The organism is Luteolibacter ambystomatis, assembly GCF_018137965.1.
GTDB lineage: Bacteria > Verrucomicrobiota > Verrucomicrobiia > Verrucomicrobiales > Akkermansiaceae > Luteolibacter > Luteolibacter ambystomatis.
Map to the genome: position 1 here is coordinate 339,802 of NZ_CP073100.1, position 26,060 is coordinate 365,861.

At 63.4% G+C, this 26,060-nt stretch carries 13 protein-coding genes; 11 read left to right on the top strand and 2 right to left on the bottom strand.

Translation table 11 applies throughout. The annotated features are described in order from the left end of the window. Nucleotides 1–20: 20 nt before the first annotated feature. Nucleotides 21–554: a GNAT family N-acetyltransferase gene (locus tag KBB96_RS01395; RefSeq protein ID WP_211631699.1), complete on the bottom strand. Its 534-nt coding sequence runs from the start codon at nt 552–554 to the stop codon at nt 21–23. After that, nucleotides 551–1,627, bottom strand: coding sequence for a 3-deoxy-7-phosphoheptulonate synthase (locus KBB96_RS01400; protein ID WP_226373617.1), 1,077 nt, complete (start codon nt 1,625–1,627; stop codon nt 551–553). The genes KBB96_RS01395 and KBB96_RS01400 overlap by 4 nt, the downstream gene beginning before the upstream one ends. Nucleotides 1,628–1,759: 132 nt before the next feature. Between KBB96_RS01400 and KBB96_RS01405 the strand changes: the two genes are divergently transcribed. The 11 genes from KBB96_RS01405 (at nt 1,760) to KBB96_RS01455 (ending at nt 25,910) form a co-directional block, all read left to right on the top strand. Continuing rightward, complete coding sequence (locus tag KBB96_RS01405; protein ID WP_211631701.1) at nt 1,760–2,491, top strand: TlyA family RNA methyltransferase; 732 nt, start codon at nt 1,760–1,762, stop codon at nt 2,489–2,491. 40 nt (nt 2,492–2,531) lie between these two features. Further along, nucleotides 2,532–4,202 (top strand): apolipoprotein N-acyltransferase, encoded by a 1,671-nt coding sequence (gene lnt / locus KBB96_RS01410; RefSeq protein WP_211631702.1) that lies wholly within the window; start codon nt 2,532–2,534, stop codon nt 4,200–4,202. A 42-nt stretch (nt 4,203–4,244) separates the two neighbouring features. Beyond that, nucleotides 4,245–5,327 (top strand): GNAT family N-acetyltransferase, encoded by a 1,083-nt coding sequence (locus tag KBB96_RS01415; protein WP_211631703.1) that lies wholly within the window; start codon nt 4,245–4,247, stop codon nt 5,325–5,327. A 394-nt stretch (nt 5,328–5,721) separates the two neighbouring features. Further along, nucleotides 5,722–7,206, top strand: a complete 1,485-nt coding sequence (locus KBB96_RS01420; protein ID WP_211631704.1) for a ShlB/FhaC/HecB family hemolysin secretion/activation protein — start codon at nt 5,722–5,724, stop codon at nt 7,204–7,206. A 76-nt stretch (nt 7,207–7,282) separates the two neighbouring features. Continuing rightward, on the top strand, nt 7,283–9,157 hold the full coding sequence (locus KBB96_RS01425; RefSeq protein WP_211631705.1) for a DUF2341 domain-containing protein: 1,875 nt from the start codon (nt 7,283–7,285) through the stop codon (nt 9,155–9,157). 30 nt (nt 9,158–9,187) lie between these two features. Then, on the top strand, nt 9,188–9,586 hold the full coding sequence (locus KBB96_RS01430) for an ExbD/TolR family protein (RefSeq protein WP_211631706.1): 399 nt from the start codon (nt 9,188–9,190) through the stop codon (nt 9,584–9,586). Between the two features lie 150 nt (nt 9,587–9,736). Next, nucleotides 9,737–10,423: a hypothetical protein gene (locus KBB96_RS01435; RefSeq protein WP_211631707.1), complete on the top strand. Its 687-nt coding sequence runs from the start codon at nt 9,737–9,739 to the stop codon at nt 10,421–10,423. Between the two features lie 37 nt (nt 10,424–10,460). After that, nucleotides 10,461–12,296, top strand: a complete 1,836-nt coding sequence (locus tag KBB96_RS01440) for a putative porin (protein ID WP_211631708.1) — start codon at nt 10,461–10,463, stop codon at nt 12,294–12,296. 75 nt (nt 12,297–12,371) lie between these two features. Beyond that, entirely contained in the window at nt 12,372–13,070 is a 699-nt protein-coding gene (locus KBB96_RS01445; RefSeq protein ID WP_211631709.1) for a hypothetical protein, read from the top strand. A gap of 3 nt (nt 13,071–13,073) precedes the next feature. Next, nucleotides 13,074–14,006: a peptidylprolyl isomerase gene (locus KBB96_RS01450; RefSeq protein WP_211631710.1), complete on the top strand. Its 933-nt coding sequence runs from the start codon at nt 13,074–13,076 to the stop codon at nt 14,004–14,006. A gap of 51 nt (nt 14,007–14,057) precedes the next feature. Then, nucleotides 14,058–25,910, top strand: coding sequence for a filamentous haemagglutinin family protein (locus tag KBB96_RS01455; protein ID WP_211631711.1), 11,853 nt, complete (start codon nt 14,058–14,060; stop codon nt 25,908–25,910). Nucleotides 25,911–26,060: the final 150 nt, after the last annotated feature.

The window sequence follows — 26,060 nt, forward strand, 5'->3', positions numbered from 1 at the left end:
CTTTCTGTCCGTGCAATTCCTCAGCCGGGATTTCCGGTGATGAAGTAGAACGTATAGTCGTGAGGCACTCCAGCCACTTCCTTGTGGCCGGTGTGGGAGAGAATGGCGCCGATCTTCTCCACCGCCCTCCGCGAGCGTAGGTTGTCTTTCCAAATGTGGAACCAGACCTTGAGTCCGCTCTGAAAGGCGTGATCGAGCATCAGGCGTTTCATTTCACGGTTGGTCACGCCACCCCAATGGCTTCTTGCGAGGAAGGTATAGCCGATCGCGATCTCCCGCTTCTCCGGATCCCAGTCGTAGTAGCGGGATGATCCAATGACGTTTCCGGACACCAGATCCCGGATCGTGAAAGCTCCGCCGGACGAAAGCGCCGCAGCGAACCATTTCTCAAATCCTGCGCGTTCTCTCCGGCTGGAATCCGGGTGCTGTTCCCAGATCAAGGGATCGCTCGCCACCGTGAAGAGCGCTTCGAAATCCTCCGGCTGCAGCGGTTTCAGGGAAACCGTGGGACCAATCAGTGTGGGTTGCCGGTCGAAATCGGAAAGGTCGCTCATGACTTGGTGGTGCCGGCTCGGCGTGCGCGCACGGCTTCCGCGAAAGCATCCAGCACCTTCACGGTATCGTCCCAGCCGATGCAGGCATCCGTGACGGACTGGCCGTAGGTGAGCTTGGAGCGATCCGCGTTCACCTTCTGGTTTCCTTCGACGAGGTTGGACTCGACCATCACCGAGGTGACCGCCTTCGAGCCTTCCGCGATCTGCTTGCACAGCGCGTCCGCCACCATCGGCTGGTTGCGGAAATCCTTCATCGAGTTGCCGTGCGAGCAATCGACCATCACATACGGCGGCAGCTTCTGCTCGTTGAGCATGGTGACCACCTCGGTGACGGCCTCGGCGCTGTAGTTCGGGCCGCTCTTGCCGCCGCGCAGGATGATGTGGCAGGACGTGTTGCCGGTGGTCGAGATGATCGCGGAGACACCCTGCTTGGTGACGGAGAGAAAATGGTGCGGGCGTGAGGACGACTGGATTGCGTCGAGCGCGAGCTGGATCGAGCCGCCGGTGCCGTTCTTGAAGCCCACCGGCATCGAAAGGCCGGAGGCCAGTTCGCGGTGGACCTGGGACTCGGTGGTGCGGGCGCCGATGGCTCCCCACGCGATCAGGTCCGCGATGTACTGTGGGGAAATCGTATCAAGGAACTCCGTGCCGGCCGGAACGCCCATGTTCGCCAAATCCAGCAGGAGACCGCGGGCGACCCGCAAGCCATGATTGATGTCGAAGGAGTCATCGAGATGCGGGTCGTTGATGAGACCCTTCCAGCCCACGGTGGTGCGCGGTTTTTCGAAATAAACGCGCATGATGACGAGCAGATCGCCTTTCAGGCGCTCGGCCTCGGCCTTGAGCTTCTTGCCGTATTCGATCGCGGCTTCCGGATCGTGGATGGAGCACGGTCCCACCACGACCAGCAGGCGGTCGTCCTCGCCCTTGAGGATGGCGTCGGATTGCTCGCGGGCGGCGCTCACCACCTCGGAGGCCTCCTCGCTGAGCGGGAGGTAATAGTTCAGCACGGCCGGGGAAATCAGGGGATTGGTGCCGGAAATGCGGAGGTCGTCGGTACGGTGGCGCGTCACGGCGCGGATGGTTGAAAAGAAACCCGCTCTGGCAAGTGCCAAGTGGCTGAATACGCAGGAATTGGGTCGTTGGGTGCAACGGAGCGGTCCGGGGTTGAAAATCCGGCCGGGCCGGTGCATGCCTCGTTCCCCATGAGCGCCTCCAAAGAACGTGCCGATGCCCTGCTGGTGGCCCGCGGCCTCGCCGAAACCCGTGAGCAGGCGAAGCGCCTGATCCTTGCCGGGGAGGTGCGTTCCGGGGATCGCCCGGTGGACAAGCCGAGTACGAAGCTGCCGCTGGATGCCCCCTTGGAAGTAAAGGAAAAGCCGAAATTCGTAGGCCGTGGCGGCTTCAAGATTGAGGGCGCGTTGGACGCTTTCGGCATCGATCCCACCGGCTGGGTGTGTCTCGATGTGGGGGCCTCCACCGGGGGCTTCACCGATTGCCTGCTTCAAAAGGGTGCGGCGAAGGTCCACGCCATCGACGTAGGCACCAACCAGCTCGTCTGGAAGCTCCGCACCGATCCCCGGGTGGTGGCGAAGGAGCAGTTCAATGCCCGCCACATGACCGAGGCGGACCTCGGCGAAAAGGTGAAGCTGGCCGTGATGGACCTGTCCTTCATCTCACTCACGAAAGTGCTGCCGAACGTCTTCTCCGTATTGGAGGAAGGCGGAATGGTGGTCCCGCTGATCAAGCCGCAGTTCGAACTGGAGCGCGATGACATCGGAAAGGGCGGCATCGTCCGCGATCCGGCGCTGCATGAGCGGGCGGTGGAGAAAATCCGCAGGTTCGTGGAGAAATCGGGCCGGGAATGGCGCGGGGTGATCGAGTCGCCCATCACCGGCACGGACGGGAATAAGGAGTTCCTGGCGTGGATCGGGTGAGGGGACTTGCAGCCTGCCCGGATTCCGCTACCCGTCCGGCATGCCGTTCCTCACCGGAATCCTGCTCCGCCTGGCCGCCTGCGTGGCATCCGCCATCCTGTTGTCGCTGGCGTTTCCGCCGCATGACATCGGCGTGCTGGCGTGGGTGGCGCTGATGCCGATGCTGGCGGCCCTGTGGTCGCTCACGGGGCGGAGGGCGGCATGGAAGGGATTTGGCTACGGATGGATCGCGGGGCTGTGCTTTTTCGGGCTGAATGTCGGCTGGCTCGGCACGGTGGCGCCGATCGCGCCCTACGCGCTGGGCGGTTATCTCGCGCTCTATTTCGCCTGTTTCGGAGCCTTCACCTCCAAGTGGGGGAATCCATGGCGCTTCGGTCCGGGCAACTGGAAGACCGACCTGTTGTTCGCTTTCGCCAATGCGGCCTTCTGGGCTGGGCTGGAGTGGCTGCGGAGCTGGGTGATCACCGGCTTCGGTTGGAATTCGCTCGGCGTGTCGCTTCACAAGATGCTGCCGCTGGCACAGGCGGCGGATCTCCTCGGCGTGCTCGGCTTGTCGCTGGTGATGTTGTTCGTGCAGATTCTGGTGTTGCTCGCGGTGCGCCGGTTCGTGCGGCGTGATCGGAAGACGGCTCTTGCGGGACTTGGTTCGGCTCTCGCCACGATGGTGCTGCTGGGCGGCTACGGCGCCTGGCGGATGACCACTTTGGAAAAGTTGGAGTCCTTCCCCATGAAGGCACTGCTGGTGCAGGCGAATCTCCCGCAGGAAGGCCCCAACGTGCTCGTAGGAGCGGAGGAAACCAACATGATCTACGAGAACCTGACCTCGGACGCGCTTGAGCCATTGAAAGGCACCGACCGCTTCCCGGATTGGGTTATCTGGCCGGAGTCCTCGCTGGCGGGACGTCTATTGAATACGGATGACGGCCGCTGGGGCATGTGGCAGCCGAACATCGACACCATCCATCAGGTCCGCCAATACGGGGACTTCACGCTGCTCTTCGGCATCACCGAACTCCAAGCGATCGAGCAAGGCGACCAACTTGTGGAGAAACCGAAAGGCAAGGCTTGGAACTCAATGGCGGTGATGGGGCCGCATGACGATCTCCAGACCTTCCGAAAGCATCACCTTGTCATCTTCGGCGAAACGATTCCCTTCGTGGACACCATCCCGTGGCTGAAGGACATCTACGAGCAGCAGTCCGGCATGTCCTATGGTGGCTCGTTCTCGGCGGGTGAAGTGCTCGATCCGGTGCTGACACCGGTGAGGGGGCAGACTGTCGGAGTGGTTCCCTCCATCTGCTTCGAGGACACCGTGCCGCGTTTGGAGCGGAAGTTCGTTCGTCCCGGCCCGCAGGTGATCGTGAACGTGACCAACGATGGCTGGTTCAAGGAAAGCGAAGCCGCCGACCAGCATTTCGCGAATGCGATGTTCCGCGCGATCGAACTACGTCGTCCGATGCTGCGTTGCGCGAACACCGGCGTCAGCGGTGTCATCTCCATGACCGGCCGTACCCAGCGGCTGACGGACGCGAACGGCAGCCACTTCACTGCGGGCAGCCTGCTTGCCGAGGTGGTGGTGCCGAAGGATCCGCCGACCACGCTCTACGCCGCGCTGGGGGATTGGCCGGTGATTCTGCTCGGTCTGGCCGGGTGGGGGATCGGCTTCCGGCTGCGCAAGGGGCGGGATCTGCCGGTGCCGTCACAATCTTGAAAATCGCGGTTCATTCGCAAGCGAGGTCTGCTAGAAATCCCCGTGGCCCAGATCGGTGACATTCGCGAAGTTCTCCAGTACATCCCGCAGTTCCGTGGGCGGACCTTTCTTGTGCTCATCGAGGCCGGGCTTTTGCCCGAGCCCGCCATCGCGGAAACCTTGCTCGATCTTGCCGCTTTGGAAGATCTCGGGGTGAAGCTGGTGCTTGGTGTCCTGGGTGGCGACATCAAGGACCTCTACGATTGGACGCTTGAGTGCGAGATCATGGCGGCCCGCGTGCTGCATCCGATCACCGATCCCTCGGCGCTTGTGGAGGCGAAGGAGATTCTAGCCCGAGGCCAATCGGTGGTGGTCGATGCCTCATCGACCGGTCCTCTGGAAGATCCGGTCGTGGATTTCGCGCTTGGTCTCGGGGTGGCCAAGGTGATCGCGCTTTTGGAAGAGGCCATTCTCATCGATGGCCAGCCCGTGCATGCGATCCGCGCGCGTGAGGCCGTGGACATCGCCGCGAATGATGCGGATGTCGAAGGCCGCGATCTGCTGCTCTCCGCCGCGCATGCCTGTCACCGCGGCGTGCCACGCGTGCATGTTCTGAACGGTCGCCGCCAGGGAGTTTTGGTGGATGAACTTTTCTCCAACGAAGGCGTCGGCACCATGATTCACGCCGACAGCTATCGGGAGATCCGCCCGCTGCGTGAGGAGGACATTCCCGAACTGCTCGGCATGATCGGTCGCTCGGTGCGCCGCACGCGTCTTGTCGCTCGCACCTATGAGGACATCCAGTCGCAGATCGGGGATTACCGCGTGATCACAATCGACGATAACGTCGTCGGCTGTGTGGCCTTGCATGAGTACGCCGGTGAAGGTTGTGCGGAAGTGGCTTGCCTCTATGTGAAGCAGGCGCACGAGGGCCGTGGCTATGGCATTGATCTCGTCCATTTCGCCGAATCGATGGCGGTGGAACGCAAGATCCCGCGGGTGTTCGCCTTGACGAATCGTGCGGCGGATTTCTTCCGCGAGCGGCTCGGCTACACGCAGGGGATTCCGGCGGATTTGCCTAAGGAGCGCCGTGAGAAGTATGAAGCCAGCGGGCGCGATTCGCTGGTCTTCTTCCGCGATCTTTGAACCACGACGCCCGTTGGGTTTTGTGACAACCATTGTCACGGAAATGGTGACGGATTCGTCATCATCCGGGTCTATGCATGATCCTGAAACCTGAAATGGTCCCTTTGGTGGGTCATTGGGGTCCGTGGAAAATTGGCTAAAAAACAGTCCTTTGCGCCAATTTAAGACCGGTTCCGGGTCTTTTGTCACAGAAACGTCACGCTCGATTCATTGAGGACATCCGCATCCGGGGGAGAGTTCCGGTCCGGTCCGCGCCGGTTTTCTCCTCATGCGTTTTTCCCCGGTATCGCAGTTTGTTTGTCACTCTTCGCTCGCTGCTTTGGCGTGGAGTTCGCTCATGCCTTTGGCATGTGCGCAAGAGACGGCAGCTGCTCCTGTTGGCGAGGCGCGTCCGATGTATATCCGCGAGTACCGGGTGCGTGGTGTGAAGAGCGGGGTGGTGGGTAGTGCGGAGATCGGCGAGGCGGTGTATCCGTTCCTGGGACCGGGGCAGATGCCTGCGGACGTGGACCGGGCGCGGGCGGCGGTCGAAAAGCTCTATCACGACAAGGGCTACCAGGCGGTGGCGGTGGCGATCCCGGTGCAGCAGATCAAGCGCGGCACGGTGATCCTGGAGGTTTCGGAAAACCCGGTGGGCCGGCTGCGGGTGAAGGGCGCGCGCTTCACCTCGCCCTCGGCGCTCAAGGGGCTGGCCCCGGCGCTGGCCGAGGGCAGGGTGGTCAACTTCAACGAGGTGACGAAAAACCTCGTGGCGATGAACCAGCTCGGCGGCCGCACGGTCACGCCGGAGCTGCGTCCCGGCGTCGAGCCCGGCACGGTGGACATCGATCTGAAGGTCAAGGACGGGCTGCCCTTGCACGGCAGCCTCGAGGTCAACAACCGCTACAGCGCGAACACCAGCGAGCTGCGGCTCAACGGCGCGGTCTCGTATGACAACCTGTGGCAGCTCGGCCACGCGATGGGGATGAGCTTCCAGGTCGCGCCGCTGGATCTCGAGGACGCGCAGGTGTTCTCCGGCTACTACCTGGCGCCGCTCTCCAACGGCTGGAGCCTGATGCTGCAGGGGACCAAGCAGGACAGCAACGTCTCGACGCTGGGCGGGCTGGCGGTGGCGGGCCGCGGCGAGATCCTCGGCCTCCGGGTCTTGAAGACGCTGCCGCAGGGCAGGGACTTCTACCAGTCGCTGAGCTTCGGTCTCGACTACAAGCACTTCGACGAGGACCTCACCTCGAGCACCGGGACGATCCAGGCGCCGCTCACCTACTACCCGCTGACGGCGCTCTACACCGCGTCGCTGAAGCACAAGAGCGGCAAGACCGACTTCAACGGCGGGGTCACGCTGCACCTGCGCGGGATGGGGGCCTCGGCCGACGAGTTCAACAACAAGCGCTACAAGAGCGCGGGCAGCTTCCTCTACTTCCGCGGCGACCTCTCGCACACCCGGGACCTGCCGCACGGGCTGCAGGGCTTCGCGCGGGTGCAGGGCCAGATGTCGAGCCAGCCGCTGGTCAACAGCGAGCAGTTCTCGGCGGGCGGCCTCGGCACGGTGCGCGGCTACCTCGAAAGCGAAACGCTGGGCGACGACGCGGTGACCGCGACCCTTGAGCTGCGCAGCCCGTCGTTGGTCGGCACCGGCAAGGACGATGCGGAGAACGACTGGCGCTTCTACGTCTTCGGGGACGCCGGGTTCACGTCGATCCAGGCGCCTCTTCCCGGGCAGGACCCCGGCAGCAGCCTGCTCAGCGTCGGCCTCGGCACGCGCGGGCGCTTCTTCGACCACTACAACGGTTCGCTCGACGTCGGGCTGCCGCTGCTGCGGCGCAGCAGCGGCCAGGACCGCCAGCCGCTCTACACCTTCCGCGTCTGGGGCGACTTCTAAAGCAACGCCCGCCACCCGCTTCGTCTCCACCTCTCCTCTTCCTCTGCCTCTCAACTCTCAGCCTTCAACTCTCAACATGCGCTTCCGTCTCCTCACTCTCCCCGTCCTGGCCACCCTGTTGGCCCAGCATGTTTCCGCCGGTGAATCCTCGAACTGGTGGAACAAGGAATGGACGCAGCGCCAGCCGGTGGCGGTGTCGGCGAAGGACGCGGGCGACGCCGGTGCCGCGACGGTGCTGGTGCGCCTGCACGACGGCAACTTCCAGTTCCCCACGGCCAAGGAGGATGGCAGCGACCTGCGCTTCATCGGTGACGACGGCAAGGAACTGCCCTACCAGATCGAGAAGTACGACGGCCTCATGAACGAGGCCTTCGTGTGGGTCAAGGTGCCCGCGGTGAAGGGCGGCGAGGCGAAGTTCACGCTCTACTACGGCAATCCCAAAGCCGCCGCCCCCGCGGCCGCCCCCGCCTACGACGCCGACACCGTGCTCGTCTATCACTTCGCCGAGCGCGGCGCCGCGCCGGTCGACTCCTCCCCGGCCAAGAACAACGGTGACAAGCCCGGTGCCGCGTCCGAAGGCGCGGTGGTCGGCGGCGGCCTGCGCCTCGCCGGTGGCGAACCGGTCGGCATCCCCAACACCGCGACCCTCGAATGGACCGCCAACCAGGCGCTGACCTGGTCGGCCTGGGTCAAGCCCGCCGCGCTGCGTCCCAACGCCATCCTCTTCAGCCGCGACACCCTTCGGGTGGTTCTGGACCAGGGCGTCCTGATCGTGGAAAACAACGGCGTTCGCAGTAGTTCCGGCGCGCCGCTGGCCGCCGGCGCGTGGAGCCACGTCGCCTTCGTCGCCGAAGGCGCGGCCATCAAGACCTACGTCAACGGCGTGGCCGCCGGCTCGCTCGCCGCGGGCCTGCCCGCCAGCACCGCGCCGCTGCTCCTCGGCGGCACCGCGGCCCCCGTGGCCAACAGCGAACGCTTCAACGGCGAGCTCGACGAACTGGAAATCTCGCGCGTCGCCCGCCCCGAGGGCTGGCTCAAGCTCGCCGCCCTCACCCAGGGTACCAGCGAGGCGGCGACCAAGGCCGTCGCCGTCGGCGAGGTGGAAGGCGGCGAAGGCGGCGCCAAGCACAGCGCCGCGCTCGAGCACATCATGCTCTTCGGCGACATCGCGAAGAACATGATGTTCGACGGCTGGATGGCCATCGGCGTGTGCGTGCTCATGATTTTGGTCGGCTGGAGCGTGGCGGTGAAAAAGTTCTTCTACCTCAACTCGATCCAGAAGGGCGGCAAGGTCTTCCTCGACCAGTGGAAGAAGCTCTCCGGCGACCTCACCGCGCTCGACCACGGCGACAAGGCCAATGTCAGCAGCTTCGGCGGTCTCGCCGACGCGAGGACCCAGGCGCTGGTGAAGCAATCGCCGCTCTACCACCTCTACCACATCGGTTCGGAGGAAATCCGCCACCGCCTCGAGCGCGACAAGACGCGGACCAAGGGCCTGTCGGGCCGCTCGATCGAAGCGATCCGCGCCAGCCTCGACGCCGGACTGGTGCATGAGAACCACCACCTCAACAAGGGCCTGGTGTTCCTGACCATGAGCATCGCGGGTGGACCCTATGTCGGCCTGCTCGGCACCGTGGTCGGGGTGATGATCACCTTCGCCATCATCGCCAAGAGCGGCGAGGTCGACGTCAACTCGATCGCGCCCGGCATCGCCAGCGCGCTGCTCGCCACCGTGGCGGGCCTCATCGTCGCGATCCCGGCGCTGTTCATCTACAGCTACCTCAGCAGCAAGATCAAGGAGTCGATGGGCACGATGCAGGTCTTCATCGACGAGTTCATCGCCAAGATGGCCGAGTTCTACCCGCCGGCGGGCGAATCCACGCCGCACGTGAACGCCACCCAGGCGCACGCCAACGCGCACCCGGTGCCCAAGACGCTCGAACCCGTCTGATCCGATCCACCCCGGACCCCGACCCACGCCATGCAAGCCGACGACGGAAAAAGCTACGACGACATCAACGTCACGCCGATGGTGGACCTCTACCTGGTGCTGCTGCTGATCTTCATCATCATGACCACCGCGGGGGTGAAGGGGACGAAGATCGACCTGCCGCGCGGCAGCAAGAGCCAGCCGAAGCTGGGCGGTCCGAAGACCCAGGCGATCACGGTGACGCCGGACGGCAAGATCCTGCTCAACACCACGCCGGTGACCTTGGCGGACCTGGAGAGCCGCCTCGGCACGCTCAAGGCCTCGACGCCCGAGTTCCCGGTGGTCGTCCGCGGCGACCGCGCCGTCCAGTACCAGGGCGTGATGGACGTGCTCGATGTCCTCGGCCGTCTCGGCATCACCCAGATCGGCCTCGCCACGCAGGCGAAGTAATTCCTTTCGAACTACTACAACCCTACGACTTCACGACTTCGGATCATTGACCACGGATTACGCTGATTTTTTCAGAAGACAGAATCTTCGTCTTCCTCCTCTTCAATCTGTGTCATCTGCGAAATCTGTGGTCCCAACTTCTGAACTCTCATGAGCAACGAACTTCTCGACCCACCGAAAAAGAGTCCGTGGCCGTGGATCGCCGGAGCGGTCGCGCTGGTCGCGATCGGCGGCGGTGCCTTCGTCCTCGCGCCGAAGGGCGGGGACAAGCCGAAGCCGCGCAAGGTGGACACCATCAGCATCGTGCTGCCGCCCCCGCCGCCACTCCCTCCGCCGCCGCCGAAGGTCGAGCCGCCGAAGCAGGAGGAAGTGAAACAGGAAATGGTCAAGCAGGAGGCGATCGAGGACACCCCGCCGCCGCCGCAGGCCCCCGAGCCCGAACCGGCCCCGGCGCTGAGCACCAACCTCGAAGGGCCCGGCAACGACAGCTTCGGCCTGAGCCACGGCACCGGCAAGGGTGCGGTCGGCAACGGCGGCACCGGCATCGGTGGCAACGGCGGCCGCCGCAGCGGCAAGTACGACGCCTACGCCGGCCAAACCCAGAGCGCGGTGCGCGACGCCCTCGGCCGCGATCCCAAGACCCGCACGGCGACCTTCAGCGGCACCTTCCGGGTGTGGGTGGACGCCACCGGCCGGGTCACCCGTGCCAAGGGCGCGGACGGCAACGCCACCGCCGTGCTCAACGGCCTGCAGCTTCCGAGCGCTCCTCCCACGGACATGCCGATGCCCATCGTGATGCGCATCTCCGCTTCCAAGCCCTCCACCGCCTCGCGCTGATATCCCCCTTTTGATCCCTCTCTTCTTCCACGTTCCCATGTCCGTCCGTTCCATCCCCCTCCGCCTCGCCCCGCTGCTTGCGCTCGCCCTCCAACCGGCGTTCGCCGAGGACGAGTCGCTCGCGGTGCCGTCGCTCGACCAGCTCCCCGCCGAGGGCGTCACCCCGGTGGGCGATGAAACCACGGAAACTCCCGCAGGTGAGGCGGCCAGGCCGACCGACAACGTCACCATCAACCTGATCCACCGCCTGGTGGAGAAGGGCGTGCTGACCAAGGACGAGGCCGACACCATGATCCGCCAGGCCGAGGCCGACGCCACCCGCGTCCGCGCCCAGCAGCGCGCCGAGATCCAGACCGCGGTGCAGCAGGAGGCGCTCGCGCCGGTGCAGGAGGGCGAGGTCGGCGTCACCTACGTCCCGGAAACGGTCAAGGCGCAGATGCGCGAGGAGATCAAGCACCAGCTGCTCACCGAGGCCCGCGTCCAGAACTGGTCGGCGCCCGCCGCCACCCCGGAATGGGTGAAGCGCTACAAGGTCTTCGGCGACGTCCGCGTGCGCTACGAGGGCAGCTTCTTCCCCGGCGGCAACGACAACAGCGGCCAGTTCCCGAACTTCAACGCCATCAACACCGGCGCGCCCTACGACACCGCCGGCACCCAGCACTCGCCGCAGTACAACGTCGACCAGGACCGCGACCGCTTCCGCCTGCGCGCCCGCGTCGGGGCGGAGATCGATCTGGACGACGGCTTCACCGCCGGGCTGCGTCTCGCCACCGGCGAGAACAACTCGCCGGTCTCGCCCAACCAGAGCCTCGGGGCGGCGGGCAACGCCCAGGGCGGGAACTTCAGCAAGTACGCCGTTTGGATCGACCGCGCCTTCCTCAGCTACCACTTCGGCGAGGACCACTGCTACGACGTCGACCTCCAGGCCGGGCGCTTCGACAACCCGTTCTTCAACACCGACATCGTCTGGGACGACGACCTCGGCTTCGACGGCTTCGCCGCCAAGGGCAAGTTCCGCTTCAACGACGACATCAAGGTCTTCGCCACCGCGGGCGCGTTCCCGATCTTCAACACCGACTTCAACTTCTCGTCGATCAATCCGGCGAAGTTCGAGAGCACCGACAAGTACATCTACGGCGGCCAGATCGGGGTCGAGTGGAAGATCGCCGAGAAGCTCACCGGCAAGTTCGGCGTCGCCTTCTACGACTTCGACGGCGTGAAGGGCAAGCTGTCCACGCCGTACGTGCCGCTGACGTCCTCCGACGCGGGCGACACCGACGGGCTGCGTCCGTCGTTCGCGCAGAAGGGCAACACCTACATGGCGCTGCGCAACATCCTGCCCGATCCGTCGAACAACAACGGCAACAGCAACCAGTGGCAGTACTTCGGGCTGGCCTCGCCGTTCCGCGAGCTGACGGTGACCGGCCGCCTCGACTACGACGGCTACGAGCCGGTGCGCCTGTCTCTGACCGGCGAGTTCGTCAAGAACGTGGCCTTCGACAAATCGTCGGTGGCGCAGTTCGCGGTCAACAACCGCGGGCCGTCGGGGGACCCGCAGAAGCAGGGTCTGTTCGAGGGTGGCGACACCGCGTGGATGGTCAACCTCGTGGTGGGGGACGCGGCGCTGGAGAAGTTCGGCGACTGGCAGACCTACCTCGGCTACCGCTACGTCGAGAGCGACTCGGTGGTCGACGGCCTGACCGACTCGGACTTCGGCGGCGGCGGCACCAACCTCAAGGGCTTCACGCTCGGGGCGAACATGGCGCTCTCCAAGGCGGTGCGCATCGGCGCGCGCTGGATGAGCGCGGACCAGATCGCCGGCCCGACCTACCGCAACGACATCCTGCAGGTCGACCTCAACGCCAAGTTCTGAGGCCGTCCGGCGCGACCGTTCCACCTCTGAAATTCCAGATCCCAGATTTCAAATCCTCTTCCTCTCCTCGAAGCCATGCGCTCCCTCCTTCTCCTCCTCGCCCTCGCCCTCGCGCTGCCGCTGGCCGCGGCGCCCGCCGCCGACGGTCCCAGCCCGGCTGAAACCAAGCTGCGCGAATCGCTCAAGGCGACGATGCTCCAGCTCCGCACCGCGGAAGCCGACAAGGCCAACCTGCAGGCCGAGAAGGACGCCAACGACGCCAAGGTGAAAGAGCTCACCGCGCAGGTCGAGAAGCTGACCAAACAGGCGGCGGCGGACCAGACCACGGCGAAGAAGCAGATCGAGGACCTCAACGGCAAGGTCGCCGCGCAGGAACAGCTCATCGGCAAGTTCAAGGAAGCGCTGGAGAAGTGGAAGGACGGCTACGCCAAGGCCGCCGCACTCGCGACGGCGAAGGAAGCCGAACGGGTGAAGCTCACCGACCAGAACGCGGTGCTGCGCCGCAAGGTCGAGGACCAGCGCGCGAAGAACGTCGCGCTGGCGAAGACCGCGAACGAGATCCTGGACCGTTACGCGAAGTTCGGGGTGGGCGAGGCGTTGTCGGCGCGCGAGCCGTTCACCGGCATCACCCGCGCGCGCATCGAGACGCTGGTGCAGGACTACGGCGACAAGATCGAGGACAACCGCATCAAACCGGAACCGGCTCCGAAGAAAGGCCAGCCTGAGAAGAAAGCGGAGGCTCCGAAGACTGCTGCGGAGCAAGCCAATCGCTGAATCATGAAAGCCGTGTCTCCTTATCTCGTTTCGATGATGGCCGGGCTTTGGGCGCTCGGTCTTTCGGATGCCGGGCTGCTGGCCGCCGAAACCGCGTCGAAATCCGGAGAAGGAGTAGTCGCCCGGATCGGTGATACTGAGGTGGGCGAACAGGACATCCGGGCTGCTTTGGACGGACTCGATGAACGCGAGCGTGCGACCGTTGCAAAAGATCCGGCCCTGCTGAATCAAGTCGTCCGCTCGATGCTCATCCAGCGCCTGGTGCTCAAACAGGCTGCCAATGAGAAGTGGGAGCAAAAACCGGAAATCGCCGCCCAGCTTGAACGTTCACGCCGCTCCACCATCACCGAGAGCTACTTGAAATCGCAGGCGGAGAAAAGCGGTGCGGTCCCCTCCGAAACGGAACTTCGCCAGGCCTATGACGGAGCGAAGGATTCCTTGTTCGTCCCGAAGCAATTCCAGCTCGCGCAGATCTTCATCGCCATTCCGCAGGAAGGCGGCGAGGACGCGGAGGCAAAGGCGAAAGCAAAGCTCGATAGTGTGATCAAAAGCTTGTCCCACGCCGGATCCGATTTCTCTTCGATCGCCCGTCTGAACAGCGACGAATCAAACAGCGCCTCGAAGGGCGGTGAAATCGGCTGGTTGTTGGAAAAACAAATCCAGCCCGAAATCCGGGCCAAGGTCGCTACCTTGAAAAAGGGCGCGACCACCGCGCCGCTGCGTCTGCTGGATGGCTGGCACATCGTGAAGGTCATGGAGGTGAAGGAAGGCTACACGCCGCCTTTCGAGGAAGTCCGCGCAGCCCTCGCAGAAAAGGTCCGGACCGAACGCGTCAAAGCCGCCACCCAAGCCTACCTTTCCCAGCTCATCCAGGAGAACCCTGTGGTCATCAACGAGATCGCCTTGTCGAAGCTCGCCGCCGACTCGAAGCCATAACTTTTCATCAGCCCGGCCGCTCGTGCCGGGCCTTTTTTGTTTCCATCCGCCATGAAACCCCGCCGCCATTTCCTTTCCCGCCGCTTTGCCCGCAAGCACGCGATCCGTTTCGGATGTGTCTGTACACTGGCAACGACCATCGTGGTGAATGGTGGTGACCTGCTTCGCGGTGGTGCGGCGGCGAACACGCTTCCGGCTGGCGCGGTGGCAACCACCAATACTCCAGCGCCGATCTCGGCAAACGCGGCGGGTAATGCGAATGATTCACTCGCCAAAACCACCCAGGCGATCCAGGCCGTGCAGGCCATGCAGACCGCCGCGCGCAATCTGGCGAAGAACAACGGCTCCAATAATCTCGGCCAGAACCCGAACAATCCTTCGCAGACGTTGCCGGATGTGCCGGATGGCTTGGCCATCGGCGGGTTGGAGGTGGATCCACGCGTCGGCACCGATTCCACTCTCTGGCAGGGGGCGAACCTGCCGGTGCAGAGCACCAACAGCGGCGGCACCACTCAGGTGACTGTCAAGCAGACCGCTCAACAGGCTTTGTTGAACTGGAAGACCTTCAACGTAGGCAAGAATACCAAGCTGACCTTCGACCAGAGTGCGGGTGGCACGGATGCGGGACAGTGGATCGCCTTCAACAAGGTCAACGATCCTTCCGCGAACCCTACCCAGATCCTCGGCTCCATCGAGGCACCCGGGCAGGTCTATATCATCAACCGCAACGGCATCATCTTTGGCGGAGGCTCGCAGGTGAATACCCACGCGCTGGTCGCATCCTCCCTGCCGATCAACGCGACGCTCGTCCAAAACGGTCTGCTCAACAACCCGGACCACCAGTTCCTTTTCGATGGTCTCGACAAGGGAGCTTCGGATGACATCGACTCCACCACCAGGTTTGGTGACATCATCGTGCAATCCGGTGCCACGATCACCTCGCCATCCTCCTCGGCCCACGTCGGCGGCCGCGTGATGCTGGTGGGACCGAATGTCACCAATAGCGGCACCATCGCCACTCCGGATGGTCAGACGATTCTCGCCGCCGGCCTTCAGGTGGGTGTGGTGGCACACGATACGTCCGACGCCTCCCTGCGTGGCCTGGATGTTTACATCGGTGCGGTGGTGGACCCGGTCTCCACGATTTCCGCCTACGCAGGTACCGCCACCAACAGCGGATTGATTGATTCCGCACGGGCCAACATCACGATGGCGGGCAAGACGGTGAATCAGCTTGGTGTCATCTCCAGCACCACCTCGGTTTCGTTCAACGGACGCATCGATTTGCTGGCGAACTATGACGCGATCGCCAACGTCGCCTATGATTCCACGGCGACCAAAGGCCCGGCCTATCTCAATCGCACCACCGGCAGCGTGACCTTGGGCGAAGGCAGCGTGACCTCGGTGCTCCCGGAGCTTGGCAGTAAGGACAAGGTGGTGGGTTCCCAACTGGCTCTCAAGTCACAGGTCAATATCTTCGGCCAGTATGTCCATTTCGACGACAATTCGCTGCTGGTCGCGACGAGCGGCGATGTGACCGTGAACGCCGGCGTCTGGAATACCCAGACGTTCAGCGCCAACCAGTCTCCGATCTATTTCTTCATGCGGTCCGGTGGCCGGATCGATTTGGATGCGGGTTCGATCATCGATGTCTCCGGTTCGAAGAATGTGAAGTCGTTCGTCACCTCCAACATCGTCGAGGTGGAACTGCGCGGCTCGGAGCTTGCCGACTCGCCGCTGAACCGCGATGGCGCTCTCCGCGGCCAGACCATCTACGTGGACATCACGCAGACCGGCGTTTACAACGGCAAAACCTGGGTGGGCACGCCGCTGGCGGATGTCTCCGGCTACGTCAATCTCGTCCAGCGCACCGTTGGTGAACTGACCACCTCCGGTGGTACGGTGAATCTCAATGCCGGTGGTTCGGTGGTCGTCCGCAATGGCGCCTCCGTGGATGTTTCCGGCGGTTGGGTGAACTATGAAGGAGGTGTGGTTCAGACGTCCCGCGTGATGAGGGATGGCAAGATCATCGACATCACCGCCGCGACTCCGGACGTCAAATATGACGGGGTCTATACGGGCGGAAGCACCATCACTCAAACGAGGTGGGGCCCCACCGAACAATTCATCAGTCCGCTCACCGTCAATGGCACGCGGTATCAGGAAGGCTTCACGGCGGGTGGCAGCGGTGGCACGCTCAATATTTCCGCTCCATCGATGGCGCTTGATGGCAGCTTGCAGGGGGCGATCCATGTTGGCGAGCGCCAGCGCGCGCTGACTCCAGCCAACTCCACGCTCAATCTTTCCTTCACGGCGGATCGCCTGCTGACGTCCGGTGCGACGCAGGCATCCCAGTATTCGCCGACTCCTCCCAAGATCAGCTTTGCGCAGACTCCCTCCCAGGAAGCCGTGGCGGACTACGCTACCGATGGATCGGGCGTGCCTGTCGCGCTCCCGGCTTCGCGAGTTTCGGACGTGGTGTTGGACTCGGATCTTCTCGGACCGGAAGGATTCGGATCGCTGTCCATCACCAACCTCGATGGTGACATCGTGGTGCCGGAAACGGTGAGCCTCACCGCGGGTCGTGGAGGTTCCATCACCTTCTCGGCAGCCAACATCGATATCCAAGGTTCGATGACAGCTACAGGTGGCAGCCTGTCCTTCACCACCTACAATATCTCTCCCGCTGTCGCGGATGAACGGCGCGCGGCCAACATTCTGACATTGCCACCCGCCAACAGCGATCGCGGGCACTTCACGCTGGGAGCCCGTTCCACTTTGAGCACCGCGGGTTTGATTGTGGACGACCGTCCTGATTCTCCAACCCGGGCGCAGACTCCGCTGGTGACCACCGGAGGAAAGGTGACGATCAATTCCTTCTCCGCGGATCTTGCCCAGGGGTCGGTCATTGACGTCTCGGGCGGAGTGATGCTGTCCTCCACAGGCAAGGTGACTTACGGCAATGCCGGTTCCGTTTCGATCGGCACTGGTCGTGATGCCAAGCTGTCGGGAGTTACCGGAGGGCTTTTGAGTCTTGGCTCGGAGCTTCGCGGTTATTCCGGTGCGAAGGGCGGCTCTCTTTCGCTCACCACGCTGGCCATGCAGGTCGGCGGCACCTCGTCGCAAGCGGGCACGTTCGTGGTCGATCCGTCATTCTTTGATCAAGGTGGGTTCTCGTCCTTTGCTCTTTCCGGCATCGGTACGGCGGACACGCCGGGCATGCTGGTGACCGCCGGGACGATCATCCAGCCGCAGGTGACCAGTTGGATCGTCCGCAATACCCCCGCCGGACAGCCGGTGGTGTTCGATTCCTATATCCAGCCGGAAGGGCTGCGTTCACCGGTGAGTTTGTCGTTTTCATCCACGGGAGCGACCGATGACCTTTCTGGTAGCCCGATCGTGCGTGCTGTGACTGTCGTTCAGGCCGGAGCGGTGATCGATGCCGGAGCTTTGGGCAGCGTTTCCATTAAAGGCACAGCCGTGCAGATGGATGGCACCCTCCGGGCTCGCGGAGGCACCCTCCAGGTGAGCGGTGCTACGAATCTCGCGGATGACAATGCAGGCGCTCTGCCTGCCGTGACGGTGGTGCTGGGCTCCACCGCGGTGCTGGATGCCTCGGGGGCCACCCTGCTGATTCCGGATACCTTCGGCCGACGCCGCGGCCAGGTGCTGGATGGCGGAACGATCACGGTGTCCGGAAATCTCGTGGCGAAGAGTGGGGCCGTCCTCGATGTCTCGGGCACATCCGGTGTGCTCGATTTGCTGCCCGGCGAGTCCGGCCAATCGATCGCGGATCTCATCACCACCAATCCGGTGACGGGCAAGCCGGTGTCCACGCGTGGCAAGTCCACCACGGTCGAGAGCGATGGTGGAGCGATCAATTTGAAGGGCGGCGAGCTCTTGCTCACGGACGCAACGCTGCTGGGCCGTGCGGGAGGATCGACTGCTTCCGGCGGAACACTTGCGATTTCCTCATCAGGACTGCGCCCCGGTTCCGGAACGGGAAACTTTTTCTTCGACCCGGCCATCGTGGTCACGAACTCCGGTACCGTCATTCCGGGCACGATGTCCGTGTCCATCGGCAGCAAGATGGAGCTGGATGCCAGTGGGGTGAATGGTGGAGTCCGCTTCTCAGCGGATGACTTCACCAACGGAGGCTTCGCCAATCTCGATCTTGGCAACCCGGTGAAATTCTCGGGAGACGTTACGATTCATGCGGCGGGACGTATTTCCGTAGGCGGCAGCAATAGCGGGGCGATCTATGCCAACGGCAATGTCAATCTGGACGCCTCCCACATCGTGCTGGGTACCGGATTGGGCGTGCCGCTTTCGCCGGAGCAGAAAGCCGCGCTCGGCTTCGCCAACGGTACCAGCACCGCCTATTTGCCCGCCGCCCACGGCAGCGGTTCGTTCAACGCATCGGCGGATCTGATCGATGTCGGCTATGTTTCGATGCAGGGCATCGGCACCGCCAATCTGACCGCCGATCATGGCGACATCCGCGGCAACGGTAACCTTGCCATCGCAGGGGATCTCAAGCTCAAGGCCGCGCAGATCTATCCGCCCACGGCGATGGATTTCACCATCGCGGCTTTCGACTACACGGAAGCCTCGGTCCTGCACCACGGCTCCGTGACGATTGAGGGTTCCGGAACCAAGAAGCTGCCTCTCTCCGCCGGTGGCACGCTTTCGATCTATGCCTCCACGATCCATCAGAATGGAGTGCTGCGCGCGCCTTTCGGCACGATCAAACTCGGGTGGGATGGCACCGGTACGGCTCCCAAGGATGTCCTCACCGGTTTGACCTACACGCCGACCGCGAATCTGACCTTGGGTTCGCAGAGTGTCACCTCGGTATCCGCCATCGACCCGGTCACGGGCAAGGGAGTCACCATTCCATATGGTATCAGCCCTGATGGCTCCACATGGCTTGATCCGACCGGAGTGGACATCACGTCCTCCGGAGCACCGCAGAAATCCATCAAGCTCGCCGGTGCCTCGGTGATCACCGAGCAAGGCTCCCAGGTGGATGTCCGGGGTGGAGGCGACCTTCTGGCCTTCCGCTTTGTGAGCGGGCTTGGCGGTAGCACGGATATTCTGGCCTCGAGCGGCAGCTTCGCCGTCATCCCGGGATACGATTCATCCTTTGCTCCTTATGCGCCGTTTGGCTCGGGTTCGGCTCTTTCCGGGAATCCGGGCTACACCAACAGCAGTCTCCAGGTGGGCGATCAGGTGCAACTGCAGGGTGGGGGAGGACTGCCAGCCGGCACCTACACGCTTCTTCCCGCCCGTTACGCGTTGCTCCCCGGCGCCTATCTGGTCACGCCGCAGTCCGGCACCGCGGTTGGCACGGTTGGCAAGCCGGATGGATCGTCGATCGTTTCCGGTACGCGTTTCAATGGCATGACGTCGGACAGCGTGCCGGTGATCCAGACCCGCTTCGAGGTGGCTTCGGCCCAGACCATCGCCAAGCGCGCGGAATATACCAAGCTGCTTGCAAACACCTTCCTCACCACCACGGGCGGCCTGCGTTTGCCCGGAGATTCGGGCCAGCTTGTTTTGGCGGCGACCCAGGCCATGGCCATCGGTGGACAGGTTTTCTCCGCGGCGGGTACCGGTTTCCGTGGCGGCCTGATCGATATCAGCAGCCCGGTGGACATCGTCATCGCCGGGGCGGGGGCACCGGCGGCTTCAGGGGTGCTGACTCTGGATGCCTCGCTCCTCTCCAGCTTCGGTGCGGAAAGTCTTTTGATCGGCGGTTATCGCCAGACCACCTCGGAAGGTACGAAGGTCACCGTAACGACCACCAACCTCACCGTGGACAACGCGGGTTCCCCTCTGACGGGAACCGAAATCATTCTCGCCTCCAAGGGCAGCCTCAAGATCGATGATGGCGCCACGATCCAGCAAACCGGCACTCCTCCCGCGGGAGACACCCTCATCTTCGGTGACACCGGGACCGCGGGCAGTGGCAATGGCGCGCTGGTACGTGTGGGCGGCTCCAATGCCTCCTCGATCCTGCGCCGTGGCGTGACTGTGGGCGGCGGAGTGGAGCTCGATGTGGGCTCCGGCTCCATTCTGAAGGGAAGCGGACTGGTGCTCGATTCGACTTCGAAAACCTTGCTCTCTTCGGGGGCCACGCTCGATGCGAAATCGCTTTCGCTCAGCAGCGGCCATGTGACGCTTCAACTCGATCCCGCGATCACTCCTGGCGCGGACGCCGGGCTCGTGATCGCCGGATCCACCCTGGCATCCCTTTCCAATGCAGGATCATTCGCGCTGGCGAGTTATTCGTCCCTCGATCTGCTCGGGGCGGGAACGGTGGGGGAATACGGTGCCGGTGGAAAGCCGGTGCTCGATTCGCTCATCCTGCGCGCGGCTGAAATCCGGGGCTTGCAGAACGGGGGAGGAGAGGTGGACTTCATTGCAAAATCCATCTCGCTGGACAACCTGCCGGGCGGCACGGCCTCGACCGCATCAATCGCCGGTTCCGGAAACCTGGCATTCCACGCACAGACCTTGTTTCTTGGCACGGGGGCGATGGTGGTGAAGGGCTTTTCGAATATCACTCTGGACGCGACCACCGCTCTTCAGACCACCGCTTCCGGTAGCTTCCGGGCAGCCGGAAATCTATCCGTGTCTTCGCCGGTGGTTTACGCTGGCAAGGCAACCGCCTACGCTGTCACCGCGGATGGCAGCCTTTCAGTGGCCTCCAATGGCACCAGCAATGGAACCGTGTCAGCGGCAGGGCTGGGAGCCTCGCTTGCATTGACCGGCAGCAGTGTGGATGTCGGTTCCCGCATCGTCCTGCCGAGCGGGGACGTGCTCATACATGCCACATCCGGCAATGTGACCGTCTCCGGTTCCATCGAGGCCGGAGGAATCTCGCGGCGCTTCAAGGACGTCACGAAATATACCGATGGCGGGCGCATCCGCCTGACTTCCGACCACGGCAACGTCGTGCTTTCCAACAGTGGATCGCTCGATGTTTCCGCCCGCCCTGGTGGTGGGGATGGCGGTGAACTGGATGTTTCCGCCGCGGAAGGAACGATCACTCTCGCGGGTACCGCACTCGGTGGTGGTGGTGCGGGAGGTGCCGGTGGCGTCTTCGTCATGGACACCGGATCGTTGGCTTCACTGGCGGCCATCGATACCTTCCTCAACACGGCTTCCTTCGATGCTTCCCGTTCCTTCCGCGTCCGCAATGGCGACGTGGCGGTCGATGGCACGGCTCATGTTCACAATTATCTGCTGGCTGCGGATCGCGGCTCGATCACCCTCACCGGCACGATTGATGCCTCCGGTTCCACCGGCGGCTCCGTGCGCCTGGTGGCCAGAGACAGTGTCACCCTCGCCAGCGGGGCGAAGATCGACGTGTCCGCCGCCGATTTCGATTCGGCTGGAAAGGGCGGCGAAATCGCGCTTGAGACCCGTGGGAACAACGGCGGGCAGATCGCCCTCCAGTCGGGATCGCTGGTCGATCTCACGGTGGATTCCTGGACGGCTTCCAGCGCTGCTGCCGGCAAGTTCCAAGGCACGCTCCATCTCCGTGCCCCGCGCAATGCCGCGAACAACGATCTGGCGGTAGCTGCCATCGATGGCGAGGTTCGCAATGCCTCGAACATCCTCGTCGAAGGTTACAAGGTTTATGATGTCATCGACTACGGCGGCATCATCACCACCAGCGTTCAATCGGAAATCCTGAGCAGCGGCCAGTCCTTCATGGGCGCATCCGGCACGACCACTTCCAATTACACGGCGATGATGGACCGCCTGCTCGCTCACAACAGCGGGCTGTCCTCCGTGCTGGTCCTCGCTCCCGGAGCCGAGGTTGTCAATAGTGCGACCGCCTCCAACGTGAGCCTCTCGCTCAATGCGGCGGGAGCCGGTGTGGTGGTCCCATCCGCGGGAGGCACCCTGACCTTCCCCAGCGGAACTCCGGGCAACAATCGCATCACCTCCACGGTCGCCGGCACCATCACCTCCGCCAGCGGCGTGGTGACGACCTTGGCGGCCAATACCGCCACCACGATCGAAGCGGGCAGCACCATCACCTTTGCCAGCGGCGGCACCGTTTCGTTCGCCACTGGCGGCACCGGTGGGGCGATCCCGGTCAGTCTCGCCAGCGGATCCACCTACAATACCAGCGCCAGCAACAGTGTGGCCTCCGTGTCCACCCGCGGCACTTTGGTCACCCTGAATACCGCGGGTACCAGTGGTATCAATCTCGTGGCGGGAGCCCGTGTTTCCATGCCCACGGGAACGGTCGGAACCAACCGCATCCGGGCCACCGTGGGTGGCACTATCACCTCGCCCACCGGTGTGGTGACGAACTTCGCCGCGAACACCAACACCCAGGTGGCGGCAGGCAGCATTGTGACGCTCAATAGCGCGGGCACCCTGACCTTTGCCAGTGGCGGCACCGGCGGGGCCATCCCGGTGGCCCTCGTGGCGGGCAGCTTCACCACCACCGGTGTCACCACCGTCACTCCAAATACGGGAAACATCGTACTCGGCAGCACCATCTCCACGCCGACGGACGATTGGAACCTCTCCACCAACCGCTTTGGCCCGAAGGGCGCGCCGGGTGTCCTGACCCTGCGGTCTTCCACGAACATCGTTCTCTACAACTCGATCAACGACGGCTTCAACACCAGCTCCTACCGCTCCGCTTTGCTCGCGCGCAATGCGCTGCTTCCGGACAACATCCAGAGCTGGTCCTACCGGATCACGGCCGGAGCGGACCTGTCCGCCGCGGACGTGCTCCAAGTCCAGAGCATGTCATCGCTGGCTGCGAACTCCGGTTCGCTGTTGCTTGGAAAGAATGCCTTCGATGCCCAGATTACCGGCGGCGCGAATGCCCTGACTTCCACGCTTCTCGCATCCACGACCTCGTCGAATCCCTATCAGGTCATTCGCACGGGAAGCGGCGATATCGATGTGGCCGCGGGACGTGACATCCGCTTCCTCAACCAGTTCGCCACCATCTATACCGCTGGCACGCTGGTGGCGGATCAGACGCTGGGTGGGACCTTCTCCACGCCCACGCCGTCGCTGGTGGGGTCCGCCGTCGGCACGCTCGGAGCGATCCAGCAGAATCCGGCATCGGCGGTGCAATTCACGGCCGCGGGCGGTGACATCGACCTCTACGCGGGGAACGACATCATCCATCTCACCCAGAACTCCCTCGGCCAGCTCATTGATGACTCCGAGCACCAGATGCCGATCAACTGGCTCTACCGGCGTGGCTATGTCGATCCTGCCACCGGCGAATACGGGATCTCGAAATACGGCGAAACCGCCTCGACCGCCTGGTGGGTGGACTTCACCAACTTCTTCGAAGGTGTTGGCGCTTTGGGTGGCGGCAACGTGACTCTTACCGCGGGCCGGGACGTGAAGAACGTCGATGCCGCCGTGGCCACGAATGCCCGCATGCCGGGTGGGAAACCGGTTGCGTCCAAGCTGGTGGAACTCGGTGGCGGCGATCTGATCGTGCGCGCGGGCCGCAATATCGATGGCGGTGTTTACTACGTGGAGCGGGGCGAGGGCACCCTGCATGCCACTGGTTCCGTCACCACGAATGCGACCCGCTCTCCTTCTCTCGGGAATTTCCGCAGTCCCGCCGCGATCCTGGATCCCTCGACCTGGCTGGGCACAACTCTCTTTGTCGGCAAGTCGAGCTTCGATGTTTCCGCCGGTGGTGATCTGTTGCTCGGGCCGGTGGCGAACGTGTTCATGCTCCCGCAGGGCTACAACAACAGCTACTGGTACAAAACCTGGTTCTCCACGTATGATAAAGACAGCTCGGTGACGCTCTCTTCGCTGGGCGGTTCGGTGAAGATCCGGGAAGGCGTCGTGAACAGCGGTGGCGGACTTTCGGCCGCCCAGCCTGCATTGCAGACCTGGTTCGAAAGCCAGCTTCTGCTCAAGACGGGTACGGAGCCCTCCGTGTCGTTCTACCAACCGTGGCTGCGCCTGACCGAGTCCGCCGTGAACCAATTCAGCACCGGCTACTCTCTCATGCCGGGGAGCCTCTCGGTGACCACCTTCTCCGGAAATATCTCGCTGGTGGGGAATCTCACGCTCTCCCCTTCACCGGTGGGTAATTTGGAACTGCTCTCCGCCGGGTCGGTCGACGGTTTCCAGATCGCAGGCGTGGTGTCCGGTACCAGCTTCTGGAGCGCCAGCCGCATCAACCTGTCGGACGTCAATCCGGCTTCGGTTCCGGGCGTCATCAACCCGTTCGCCTATCAAACCTTGGTGGGCACCGGCAGCGGGGCGAACAAAACCAATACCGGATTCCTTGCGAATCTTGATGCCTTGTTCGCTGAGACAGGATCATTGGATGGTTCGCTGCAAAAGAAACAGGGCTTGCATACAGCCGGGGCCCTTCACTCTGGCGATGACGAGCCGGTGAGGATTTATTCCGAGTCGGATATTTCGGGTATCACGCTTTTCTCCGGCAAGGCTGGCCGGATCCTCGCAGGCCGGGATCTCCGGGACATCGCAATCTATCTCCAGAACGTCAGCACAAGCGACGTCTCGGTGGTTTCCGCCGGGCGGGATCTGATCGCCTACGATGCCAATACCTCCGGGCGCATTGCCGCCCGCTCCACCGGCAACGTGCTTGCCAGTGGTCAGACGCCACAGGCCGGGGACATTCAGATCGCCGGACCTGGGACGCTTGAGGTGTTTGCCGGACGCGATCTCGATCTCGGCATCGGCACCAACAACACCGACGGCACAGGAACCGGCATTACCAGCGTCGGCAATGGCCGGAATCCGTATCTGCCTTTCGGCGGCGCGGATGTCATCATCGGGGCGGGAGTGGGCGATGCTTGGTCCTTGGATGAGAGCCGGGCGGATTTCACCGCTTTCATCAACAAGTTCGTGAAGGCCAGCGAGGGCCCGGCCCTGCTGAAGGAAATCGGATTGACCACCGAGCAATTCGACGCGCTGTCATCGGAGAAGCAGAAACAAGTCGCCCTTCAGGTATTCTATCTGGTGTTGCGTGATGCCGGTCGCAATCACAACAAGGCCGACACGGCCAGCAAGGAGGATAGCGAGGGCTTCAAGAATTATGAACGGGGCAAACTGGCGATCACCACGCTGTTCCCGGGGGATGCGTGGGATGGTGACATCACCACCCAGGCCCGCGACATCCGGACCAGAAACGGTGGCGATATTTCGATCTTCGCTCCCGGCGGATCGCTGGCGCTGGCTTCCACGGTGATTGGCAATCCGCTCGCACCTCCGGGGATCATCACGGAGTCCGGTGGCGATATTCATGTCTTCACCCGAAATGACGTGAACCTCGGTATTTCCCGTATCTTCACGCTGCGTGGCGGTGATGAAATCATCTGGTCCTCGCTCGGCAACATTGCCGCGGGCTCGTCGTCCAAGACCGTCCAGTCCGCCCCCCCCACCCGTGTGCTCATCGATCCGCAGAGCGCGGATGTGAAGACGGACCTTGCTGGCCTTGCAACCGGTGGTGGTATCGGTGTGCTCACCTCGGTGGCCGGGGTCAAGCCGGGCGATGTCGATTTGATCGCACCCGTCGGCACCGTTGATGCGGGTGATGCTGGCATCCGCGTTTCCGGCAACCTGAACATCGCCGCAGCCGTGGTCGCGAACGCTGGAAACATTTCCGTGGGCGGCAATAGTGCGGGAACTCCTTCGCTCGGAGGAGCCGGACCAGGGCTTGGAAGCCTGGCAGCATCCTCCAACACCGCAGCGGCGACGAACACCGCCGTAAACGAAGCCGCATCCCGCTCCGCCGAGCCGAAGCAAACCATGGAGGAAATGCCGTCCATCATCGTTGTGGAGGTCGTTGGATACGGAGGTTCCGACGAGGACGAACCGTCCACGGAGGAACAGAAGGATCACCAGCCGGCCGAAGGCTGACGCCTCTTGTCTCCGAACCGGGACCGGCCGCACGCGAAGCGTGGCGAGGCCGGATGGGCTTTCGTGTCCAGGTTGTCACATCGTGGGGGAGGCTGTCCTGGTTTTGCCGGCAAGATGTGACGTTTTCGCCACCCGCTGCTTCTTCCCATG